An 11,540-nucleotide genomic window follows, 5' to 3' on the forward strand; every position below is an offset into this window, starting at 1 on the left:
TCTACGCGCCGTTGCGGGCCGGACGGATGTCCGTCCAGTGCACCTCGATGTGCTCCAGGCAGGCCTGCCGGTCGGCGGGGCCGTGCGCGACGGTCCACCCGTCCGGCACCCGGATCCGCTCCGGCCACAGCGAGTACTGGTCCTCATCGTTGATCAGGGCGTAGAACGAGCCGTCGGCGTCGTCGAACGGATTGCTCATGTTCCGGAACTCCTTCGCGGGTCTGGGCCGGGTGCCGCGCCGCCGCGGAGCCGATCTTCGACGACGGCGGCGATCTCGGCGAGCGGGGCGGGCCGGGTCATGTCCTTGTGCTCGCAGGCGATGTCGTGGTTCTCCACGACGCCGTCCACGTACGGTTCCCACATCCGGGGGGTGAGCGAGGCCTTCGCCTGGTTCTCGGTGGCGGTGAAGAACAGCAGGTCGCCGTGGAAGGTGCCGTGGTCGGCCTCGTTCTCGAGCACCGCGCAGTTGGCGAAGTTGTCGATGATCGCCTTGACGGTGTGCTCTTCGAGGTTGGCCAGGGCGCTGCCCTCGGCGGAGAGGATCTCCATCACGTCCGCGCGGTGCAGCGGGCCGTCGCCGAGCTGCGCCATGTCGTAGCCCGCCATGTAGAGCAGCGCCTTGAGCGCCTCCTCCTCGGTGGGCAGCACGTCCCACACGTCCTTCGGGTACGAGTCCAGCATGCACAGGAACCGGACCTGTTCGCCCTGGTCCTGCAGCTGGGTGCTCATCTCGTGGGCGATGACGCCGCCGAAGGACCAGCCGAGGAAGTGGTACGGCCCGTGCGGCTGCACGGTGCGCACGTGCTCCAGGTATTCGGCGGCCATCGCGGCGAGGTCGTCGAGCACCGGCGCCGGTTCGTCGAGCCCGCGGGACTGCAGGCCGTAGAGCGGGCGCTGCGGGTCGATGTGCTTCATCAGCCCGGAGAACGGCCAGGCGAGCCCGGCCGCCGGGTGCACGCAGAACAGCGGTTCCTTCGTCCCCTCGGTGCGCAGCGGCAGCAGGATGCCGAGCGCGTCGCCCTTGCCGCCGGTGCGCACGCGCGCGCCGAGCCCGGCGACGGTGGGGGCGGCGAACAGGCTGCCGACGTTGAGCTTCACGCCGAGCGCCTCGTCGATGCGGGCGATCAGCCGGGCCGCGAGCAGCGAGTGCCCGCCGAGGTCGAAGAACCCGTCGTGCACCCCCACCCGCGGCAGTTCGAGGACTTCCGCGAACAGCGCGCACAGCACTTCTTCGGTGGGATCGCGGGGCACGGCGGAGCCGACGGCGGCGGCCAGGTCCGGTTCGGGCAGGGCGCCGCGGTCCAGCTTGCCGTTCGGCATCAGCGGCAGCGCGTCCACGAACACGATCGCGGCGGGCACCATGTAGTCCGGCAGCGATTCGGCGACGTGCGCGCGCAGTTCCGCCTGTTCGACCTCTTGCTGGGCGACGACGTAGCCGATGAGCCGCTTGTCGCCGGGCCGGTCCTCGCGCACCACGGTGGCGACCTGGGCGACCGCGGGGTGGCGGGCCAGGGCGGCTTCGATCTCGCCGGGTTCGATGCGGAAGCCGCGGATCTTGACCTGGTCGTCGGCGCGCCCGGCGAAGTCGAGCGCCCCGTCCGAGCGCCAGCGCACCAGGTCACCGGTGCGGTACATGCGGGAGCCGGGGGCGCCGTACGGGTCGGCGACGAAGCGTTCCGCGGTGAGCCCGGGCCGCTTCAGGTAGCCGTGGGCGAGGCCGGTGCCGGAGACGTACAGCTCGCCGACGACGCCCGGCGGCACCGGGCGCAGCGCCGCGTCGAGCACGTACAGCCGGGTGCCGGGGTCGGGGACGCCGATGGGCACCGAGGTGCCGGTGTCCGGTTCGCAGTCCCACAGCGTGGAGTTCACGGTCGCTTCGGTCGGTCCGTAGCAGTTCAACATCCGCCGGTCCCGGGACCAGCGCTGGACCAGGTCGGCGGGCACCTTCTCCGCGCCGCACAGCAGCGTCGCGTTCGGCGGCAGGTCCACTTCGGGCGGGAACATGCCCATCACGGACGGGCCGATGGCCAGGTGCGTGACCCGGTGCTCGGTGGCGTAGTCGGCCAGCGGTGCGCCCGGCACCCGCCGGTCGGCGGGCACCACGACGAGGGTGCCGCCGGAGAGCAGGCCCATGCAGATCTCCCAGAACGCCACGTCGAAGCTGGGCGAGGCGAACTGCAGCACCCTGCTCTCGGCGGTGACGCCGACCCGCCGGGTCTGGGTGGCGACGAGCCCGGCTACGCCGGTGTGCGGGACGACGACGCCCTTGGGCCTGCCGGTGGAACCGGAGGTGTAGATCACGTACGCCGGGTCGTCCACAGTGGACTTCCGGGGCGGGGTGCCGGTGGGCCGGGCGGCGAGCGCCGCGCGGACGTCCGCGTCGTCCAGCAGCACCGCGGGCGCCCCGTCCGGGACCCGGTCCGAGCGGGCCAGCACCAGACCGGGCTCCGCGTCCTCGATCATGTGCTGCAACCGGTCGGCCGGGTAGTCCGGGTCCAGCGCCAGGTAGGCCGCGCCGGAGGCCAGCACCGCCAGCAGGCCGATGATCAGCTCCGGGGACCGCGGCAGCATCACGCCGACGATCGCGCCGGGCCCGGCGCCGCGCTCGATGAGCAGGTGCGCGAGCGCGTTCACCCGCTCGCCCAGCTCGGCGTAGCTCAGCTCCACGTCCTCGAAGACCAGCGCCGGCTCGTCCGGGTGCGCCGCGATCCGCGCGTCGAGCAGGTCGGGGAAGGTCGCGGGCCGCACGTCCTGGTCCGGCACCGCGTCGCCCCAGCGGAAGATCCGCCGCCGCTCCTCGGGATCGAGCAGGTCGAGGTCGCCGATCGGGGTGTCCGGGGCGGCCGCGGCGGCGGTCAGCAGCCGCACGAACCGGTCGGTGAGCGCCGCCACGCTGTGCTGCTCGAACAGGTCGGCACTGAACTGGGCGACGCCGTCGACGCCGTCGGCGGTCTCGCGCATGCTCAGCGCCAGGTCGAACTTCGCCGCGCCCGCGTCCACCGCGTCCACCGCGGAATCGAGGCCGGGGAATTCGGCGTGCACCGCCTCCGCTTCGCCCCAGTAGGCCAGCATCACCTGGAACAGCGGGTGCCGGGCCAGCGAACGCGACGGGTTGAGCACCTCGGCGAGCCGCTCGAACGGCAGCTCCGCGTGGTCGTAGGCCGCCAGGTCCGCCTGGCGCACCCGGTCCAGGAGTTCCGCGAACGTCGGCTCCCCCGAGGTGTCGGTGCGCAGCACCAGGCTGTTCACGAAGAACCCGACGAGCTCGTCGAGCCGGTCGTCGCCGCGTCCCGCGACCGGGGTGCCGATGGGGATGTCGGTGCCCGCGCCGAGCCGGGTCAGCAGCGCGGCCAACCCGGCCTGCACCACCATGAACGGGCTCGCGCGGTGCTCGGCGGCCAGCGCCCGCAGGTCCCGGTGCAGCGCGGCGTCGAGGGAGAACCGCACGGCGCCGCCGCGATGGCTGGGCACCGCGGGCCGCTGGTGGTCCGCGGGCAGCGCCAGCTCGTCGGGCAGCCCGGCCAGCGCTTCGCGCCAGAACGCGAGTTCGCGGGCGGCGAGGCTGTGCTCGTCGTGCTCGTCGCCGAGCAGTTCCCGCTGCCACAGCGCGTAATCCGCGTACTGCACCGGCAGCGGTTCCCACTCCGGTGCCGCGCCGCGCAGCCGTGCCGCGTAGGCGGTGGCCAGGTCGCGCAGCAGCGGTGCCATCGACCACTCGTCGGTGGCGATGTGGTGCAGCAGCACCAGCAGCACGTGCTCCCGCTCGCCGGTGCGGAACAGCTCGGCGCGCAGCGGCGGCTCCTGCGCCAGGTCGAAGCCGTGCCGGGCGGCGGTGGCCAGCGCCTCGTCCAGCTCGGCGGCCGCGACCTCGTGCACCGGCAGCTCCGGTGCGGCGGCGGGCAGCACCCGCTGCCGCGGTTCGCCCTGCCGGTCCGGGAACGTGGTGCGCAGGCTCTCGTGCCTGCCGACGACGTCGCCGAGCGCGGCGCGCAACGCGGCCACGTCCAGCTCGCCGGACAGCCGCACCCCGATCGGCAGGTTGTAGGTGGCGCTCGGGCCCTCCAGGCGGTGCAGGAACCACAGCCGCTGCTGGGCGAACGACAGCGGCACCTCGTCCGGGCGCGGCACCGGCCGCAGCTCCGGACGCGCCCGCAGCGCCGGACCCAGCCGCCGCACCAGCCCCGCCACCGTCGGGTGGTCGAACAGGGTGCGGATGGAGACCTCCACGCCCAGCTCGCCGCGCACCCGCGCCAGCAGCCGCGTCGCCAGCAGCGAATGCCCGCCCAGGTCGAAGAACCCGTCGTCGATGCCGACTTCCGGCACCCCCAGCACCTCGCCGAACAACCGGCACAGCGCCGATTCGACCTGGTCCCGCGGGGCGCGGCCGGTGGCCTGCGCCGCGAAGTCCGGCGCGGGCAACGCCCTGGTGTCCAGCTTCCCGTTCGGGGTCAGCGGCAACGCGTCCAGCAGCACCACCGCGGACGGGACCATGTAGTCCGGCAGCTCCGCGGCCAGGTGCGCGCGCAGCTCCGCCGCGTCGGCCGTCGACACCGCGTAGCCCACCAGCCGGTGCTCACCCGGCTGGTCCTCGCGGGCCACCACCGTCGCCTGCGACACCTGCGGGTGCGCGGCCAGGCGCGCCTCGATCTCGCCGAGCTCGATGCGGAAACCGCGGATCTTCACCTGGTGGTCGGCACGGCCCACGAACTCCAGCAGGCCGCCCTCGCGCCACCGGGCCAGGTCGCCGGAGCGGTACATCCGGGTGCCCTTCGCGCCGAACGGGTCGGCCACGAACCGGGACGCGGTCAACGCCCGTCGGCCCAGGTAGCCGCGCGCCAGTCCGGCACCGGCGATGTAGAGCTCGCCGACCACGCCCGGCGGCACCGGCTGCAGGTTCTCGTCCAGCAGGTACACCCGCAGGTCCGGGATGCCGCGGCCGATGAGGCTGCCGTCGCGGCGCGCCACCAGCTCGCGGTCCAGCTCCACGTACGAGACGTGCACCGTCGTCTCGGTGATCCCGTACATGTTGATCAGCGTGGGCGCGTCCGGGTGCCGCGCGTACCAGTCGTCCAGCCGGGACAGGTCCAGCGCCTCACCGCCGAACACCACGTAGCGCAACGCCGACTCCCGCCCCAGTTCCGGGGCGTTCCGGTCGGCCTCGATGAGCTGGTAGAACGCCGACGGCGTCTGGTTCAGCACCGTCACCCGCTCCCGCACCAGCAGGTTCAGGAAGTCCTCCGGGGAACGGCTCACCTCGTGCGGCACCACCACCAGCCTGCCGCCGTGCAGCAGCGCGCCCCACAGCTCCCACACCGAGAAGTCGAAGGCGTACGAGTGGAACAACGTCCACACGTCCTCGGAGCCGAACCCGAACCACGGTTCCGTCGCGGTGAACAGGCGGACCACGTTGTGGTGCGGGATGACCACGCCCTTCGGCTGGCCCGTCGAACCCGAGGTGTAGATGACGTAGGCGGCGTGGTCCGGGGTCAGCGGACCGCGCTCGCCGCCGCGCGGATCCCGCTGCGAGTGCTCGGCGATCTGCGCGGCGTTCACCGGGTCGTCCAGCAGCAGCCGCGGGATGTCCGCGGGCAGGTTCTCGTGGTGCGCGGTGTCGCTGATCAGCATCGCCGGTTCCGAATCCGCCACGATGTAGGCGATGCGGCTCGCCGGGTTCCCCGGATCCAGCGGCAGGTAGGCGGCACCGGCCTTGAGCACCGCCAGCACCGACACCACCAGCTCCGCCGAACGCGGCAGCGCCAGCGCCACCAGCTGTTCCGGGCCGACTCCGTGGTCGATCAGGCAGTGCGCCAGCCGGTTCGCCCGCGCATCCAGGTCCGTGTAGGTCAGCTGCTCGTCGCCCCACGTCAACGCCACCGCCTGCGGGGTGCGGCGGACCTGGTCCTCGAACAGCTCCGGCAGCGTCTTCGCCGACAGATCCGGGCCGACCGGGCCGCCGTTCCACTCCTCCAGCACCAGCGCGCGCTCGTCCGCGGACAGCAGGTCGATCTCGCCGACCGCGCCGTCGCCCGCCGAGAACCGGCGCACGAAGCGCAGGAAGCGCTCCCGGTGCCCCTCGACCTCCGCGCCGGTGTACAGGTCCGGGTTCGCGTCGAACTCGAAGCGCATCCCGGTGCCCGCCGTGTACACCGACACCGTCAGGTCGTCCACCGGGCCCGCCGCCAGGTTGTGCACCGTCGAGGTGTGCTCGCCGAAGCACAGGTCGTAGTCGAACGCCTTCACGTTGATCATCGGGCCGAACAGCGGACGATCCGTGCCCAGCAGCCGCAGATCCCGGCGCAGGTCCTCGCCCCGGTACTGCTGGTGCTTGCGCACCTGCCGCACGGCCTTCGCGACCTGCACGATCAGCTCGTCCCGCGTCGTCTCCGGCGTGACGGTGAGCCGCAGCGGCAGCACGTTCACCACCATGCCCGGCACCCGCGACGCCGCCGAACCGAGCCGGCCCATCACCGGCAGGCCCAGCACCACCTCGCGCCGGCCCGTCACCCGGTGCAGGTAGGCGGCGAACGCGGCGATGAACGCGTCCGGCCAGATCGTGCGGCCCTGCTGCGCCGCCCCCGCCAGCGCGTCCGCCGCACCCGAATCCACGTCGGCGGCGCGGCGCAGGAACGTGCGGGCCGTGCGTCCCGCCCGGCCCGCCAAGGTCGCCGCCTCCGGCCGGTCGGCGAACCACTCGCCCCAGAACTCCCGGTCCCGCTCGAACTTGTCCGACCCGCGGTAGTCCCGCTCCGCGTCCAGCAGCGCCGACAGCGGTTCGAACGGGGAATCCGCCGGCTTGTCGCCCGCGACCAGCGCCGAATAGGCCTCCGCGACCCGGCGCAGCACGATCGAGAAGCCGTAGCCGTCGATCGCCACGTGGTGGATCCGCTGGTACCAGAGCCAGCGGTCGTCGGCGAGCTTCAGCAGAGCCGCCGTGAACAGCCTGCCCCGCTCGCCGCCGACCGTCAGGTCGACCGGTTCCGCCAGGTCACCGCGCATCCACTCCAACGCCGCCGCCAGCGGATCCGCCTCGCCGCCGACGTCCACGACCGGCAGGTCCCAGTGCCACGGCGGGTCGATCACCTGGCGCGGGCCGTCCGCCGCCTCCACCACCCGCAGGCGCAGCGACTCCGCTTCCGCCAGCACCGTGTTCAGCGCTTCCTCGAACAGCTCCGGTTCCACCGGGCCGTGGATCTCGACGTACTCGCTCGTGTTGTAGATCGGGTTCGCGCGGTCGAGCGCCTGCGCGAACCAGATCCCCGCCTGCGCGGCGGACAGCGGCAGCGACACGTCCAGAGGCTCCGGCATCGTTCTCCCCCACGGGACACGGACAAAGTAAGGCTAACCTTATTTCACCGTCCGCCGGGTGACCAGAACCCCCGCTGCGTGCGCTACCTCTCAGCCCCGACGCGTCCGCCCGGCGGTAACCCACCCGCCCGACGTTCGGAGTGAACGGACCGTTCGTCCGATCTCCTTGGGCGAACGGTCCGCTCACCCGCTCCCCGCCCACTCGGTCTGGGTGAACGGACCGTTCGCCTCATCTAGTCGGACGAACGGTCCGCTCACTCCGGCCGACCGCCCGCCGGAAACACCGGAGCCCGGCACCGAACCGGAGCACCTCCGGACATGAGTGAACGGACCGTTCGTCCCATCCCGTTGGACCAACGGTCCGCTCACTCCGGCCGACCGCCGTGGATGCGCCAGCGCCCGGCGCCGAGCCGGAGGACCCCCGGAAACGAGTGAACGGACCGTTCGTCCCATCCCGTTGGACGAGCGGTCCGTTCACACCATCGACAGTCCCGTCGGAGCCCGGTGCCCCGAATCCCCGAGCATCCGGGTGAACGGACCGTTGGTCCCACCTCGTCGGGCAGAGCCACCGCCGCACCGCCACCGAGGCGACCGGAGGCGAGTGAACGGACCGTTCGTCCGATAGAACTGGACGAACGGTCCGTTCACTCGCGAAGAGCGGAGTCAGCGGTCGCGCACCATCAGCGCCGAGTTCTTGCCGGGCAGGCCGATCTCACGGGCGCGGGCGAATCCGGCCTTGCCGAACGCCGCGACCGACGCTCCGTTGTGGACGTTCGGCTCGGCGACGACCCGCGCGCACTCCGGGTCGGCGGCCAGCAGACCGGAGGCCACCTCGGCCAGCAGCGACGCGCCGAAGCCGCGCCCGATGGCGTCCTTCTCCCCGATCGCGATGTGCACGCCGAGGTCGTGCCGCTGCAGCGGGTAGCAGCCGGCGAGCTTGTCGCGCGCCACCCGGTAGAGCTCGACGTAGGCGACGTCCCGCCCGTCGCGCCGCACGATGCACGGCAGCGAGTGCCTCCCACCGAGCTGCGCGGCGAGCTCATCGCGCCAGCGCTGCAGCGACCACGCCTGGTTCCAGTTCACCGCCACGTGGTCCTCGTTCATCCACCGGTGCACCAACTCGGGGTCATCCGAGTCCAGCGCCACCGGCCGCAGCGACCAGCCGTCGCCGAGTTCCGGGACGGGCACCCCGGGAACGTCGGCGGCCGGGACGGCGTGCAGCGGGTTCGGCACCTCGTAGCGCACCGGTGAGACCGCGACCTTCCCGTCGGCCAGGTAGCGCAGCCCGGAGCCGTTGAGCACCGCCAGGTCGGTCAGGGTGGCGCTGTTGAGCCAGTGCTGCACCACCCGTTCGGTGTCCGGATAGGTGTCGGCCAGTGCGGTGAGCCCCTCGGCCAGCACGGCCAGCAGCTCCTGCTCGTCGGCGACTCCGCGCAGCCCGAACCGGCCGATGGCGGCGAGCGATCGGCGGGTCAGCAAACGGGCGGTCACCTCGGCCAGGTCGGCGCGCTCGTCGAGGTTGCGCAGCGCCGGCGTCACCGTGCTCTCCACGTGCGAGGCGAGCCAGCGCCGCGCCTCGTCCTCGGTCGACACGCCCTGCCCGAGCACGTCGACCTCGTCGTTGCCCGCCAGCGGGTCCACCGCGCCGGTGCGGACCGCGTCCAGCAGCCAGTCCAGCAAGGTGCCGGAACCTTCGGCGTTGATCGGGGCGTCCGCGGTGGCCCTGCCGCGCGCGTCCGCCGAGCAGGCCGCGGCCAGCAGCGCGGAGTCGGCGAGGTCCCCGGAGTCCGCGACGCGGATCGGGCCGAACCCGTGCGCGCCGGTCGGCGAGCGGTAGGTGACCTCGGTGGTGAACCGCAGGGGCCCGATCGTCACCTTCAGCGGCCCCGCCTCGATCGGGGTGTGCGTTTCCGCGAGCCACCTCCGCAACAACACCGCCGCCCGCGGGTCCACCTGCACGTTCTCGGCCACACCTGTCACACGCCACCTCTTCACGCTGCGTTGGGAACGCCGACCCTAACCCAGCCGACCGGGGGACGGACCGGCGTTCTCCGGTGCCTCCGGTCACCACCGTCGCGGAGTGAACGGACCGTTCGACCGACTGGACCGGACGAACGGTCCGTTCACCCGAAACTCCGCGCCGCCGACCGGGTGACGCCGGCCCCGGAGTCGCACCACCACTGCGGTGCCGAGCGAACGGACCGTTCGACCAGTTGGACGGGACGAACGGTCCGCTCACTCCCGGCGATCGGCGGGGCGGCCACCGAGCCGCGTTCCGGCAGCGGCAGGCGGAGTGAACGGACCGTTCGCCCAACCAGATCGGACGAACGGTCCGCTCACTCGCAACGATCAGAGCGAACGGGCCGTCCGCCCGATGCGGTGGGACGAACGGTCCGTTCACTCCATCCGAATCAGTCCGGAGGAGTCGGACGAGGCGCTTCGCAGCGCTCCCGGTCGGCATCGCGCCCGCCGGCAGCACCGGGTGAACGGACCGTTCGCCCAACCAGATCGGACGAACGGTCCGTTCACTCCGGGGAAGCGGGGTCAGAGGACTCGTTCGAGGAACTCCCGGGTCCGCGCCTCCCGCGGCGCGAGCAGCACGTCGGCGGGCGGGCCGGTTTCGACCACTCGGCCTTCGTCGAGGAACACCACGGTGTCCGCGACCTCCCGGGCGAAGCCGATCTCGTGGGTGACGACGACCATGGTGAGCCCACCGCGGGCGAGGTCCTTCAGCACGGCGAGCACTTCGCCGACCAGTTGCGGGTCGAGCGCGCTGGTGGGTTCGTCGAACAGCAGCACCTTCGGTTCCACGGCGACGGCCCGTGCGATCGCCACCCGCTGCTGCTGGCCGCCGGAGAGCCGCCGCGGGTAGGAGTCGGCGTGCTCGGCGAGCCCGACGTCGCGCAGCGCCGCCAGCGCCCGCGCCGAAGCGTCCTTTGAGGACATCCGTCGAACCCCGATGAGCGCTTCGGCCACGTTGCCGAGCGCGGTCATGTGCGGGAACAGGTGGAACCCTTGGAAGACCATGCCGATCTCGGCGCGCTGCCTGGCGACGACCCGGTCCGGCAGTTCGTGCAACTTGCCACCGGATTCGCGGTAGCCGACGAGCGATCCGCCCACCTGCACCCGCCCGGCATCGACCTTCTCCAGGTGGTTGAGGCAGCGCAGCAGGGTGCTCTTGCCGGATCCGGACGGCCCGATGATGCAGGTGACGGACCCTTCGGCGGCGCTGAGGTCGACCCCGCGCAGCACCGGCACCGGCCCGTAGCTCTTGCGCACCCCGCGCACGTCGATCATCGCGGTCATCGCCCGCCTCCCAGGATTCGCCGCCACGGCGCCGGTTCCGCGTCGCGCCGGGCTCCTCGGGCGTAGTACCGCTCGACGTGGTGCTGGGCGACCGTCAGCAGCGAGGTGACGACGAGGTACCAGGCGGTCGCGACCAGCAGCAGCGGGATCACCTGGTAGTTGCGGTTGTAGATCAGCTGCACCGAGTGCAGCAGGTCGTGCACGGCGATGACGCTGACGATCGAGGTGCCCTTCAGCGTGCCGATGAGCATGTTCGCGGCGGGCGGCACGATCGCGCGCATCGCCTGCGGCAGCACGATGCGCCGCAGGGTCCGGCCGCGCGTCATCCCCAGCGCCTGCGCGGATTCGGACTGCCCGGGGTCGACGGAGAGGATGCCGCCGCGCACCACTTCCCCGGCGTAGGCCGCTTCGTGCAGCACCAGGCCGATGATCGCGGTGGTGACGCCGCCGAGCAGGTCCACGGTGCTGATGGAGAACTCCCCGACGCCGAGCACCGGGTACAGCGCGCCGATGTTGAACCAGAACAGCAGCTGCACCAGCACCGGCACCGAGCGGAAGAACCAGGTGTAGCCCCAGCTGACCGCGGCCAGCACCGGGTTCCCGGACAGCCGCAGCACGGCGAGCACGGTGCCGAGGGCGAACCCGAGCAGCATCGTCACCGCGGTGAGCCACACCGTCAGCCACAACCCGTGCAGCACCGCCGGTGTGAGGAGGTAGGCGCCGACGACGTTCCACTGGAAGTTCGGGTTCGTCGCCACCGAGAACACGGCGCCCGCCAGCAGCGCCAGCACCACGGCCGCCGCCACCCAGCGCAGCGGACGGCGCAGCGGAACCACTTCGGGAACGTCCCCGACGGTTTCCGGGACGACTCGCAGTTGGGACATGATCTCCCGCCTGTGCAAGGGAATCGGGACTTCGAACATCCATCC

General features: G+C 72.4%; 5 protein-coding genes. All 5 read right to left on the reverse strand.

What is annotated here, in order from left to right; all coding sequences use genetic code 11:
* Position 1: 1 nt before the first annotated feature.
* Positions 2 to 199 carry an MbtH family protein gene (locus tag AC29IT_RS15130; protein ID WP_358436947.1) on the reverse strand — a complete coding sequence of 66 codons (198 nt, stop codon included), beginning with the start codon at positions 197 to 199 and terminating at the stop codon, positions 2 to 4.
* Entirely contained in the window at positions 196 to 7,305 is a 7,110-nt protein-coding gene (locus tag AC29IT_RS15135; RefSeq protein ID WP_488219082.1) for an amino acid adenylation domain-containing protein, read from the reverse strand. Before AC29IT_RS15135 ends, AC29IT_RS15130 begins: the two co-directional genes overlap by 4 nt.
* 663 nt (positions 7,306 to 7,968) lie before the next feature.
* Entirely contained in the window at positions 7,969 to 9,276 is a 1,308-nt protein-coding gene (locus AC29IT_RS15140; RefSeq protein ID WP_488219083.1) for a GNAT family N-acetyltransferase, read from the reverse strand.
* Between the two features lie 573 nt (positions 9,277 to 9,849).
* Entirely contained in the window at positions 9,850 to 10,611 is a 762-nt protein-coding gene (locus AC29IT_RS15145) for an amino acid ABC transporter ATP-binding protein (RefSeq protein ID WP_488219084.1), read from the reverse strand.
* Positions 10,608 to 11,495 carry an amino acid ABC transporter permease gene (locus AC29IT_RS15150; protein WP_358436959.1) on the reverse strand — a complete coding sequence of 296 codons (888 nt, stop codon included), beginning with the start codon at positions 11,493 to 11,495 and terminating at the stop codon, positions 10,608 to 10,610. The genes AC29IT_RS15145 and AC29IT_RS15150 overlap by 4 nt, the downstream gene beginning before the upstream one ends.
* Between the last annotated feature and the right edge of the window lie 45 nt (positions 11,496 to 11,540).

This window comes from Saccharopolyspora sp. MMCC62 (genome assembly GCF_057736575.1).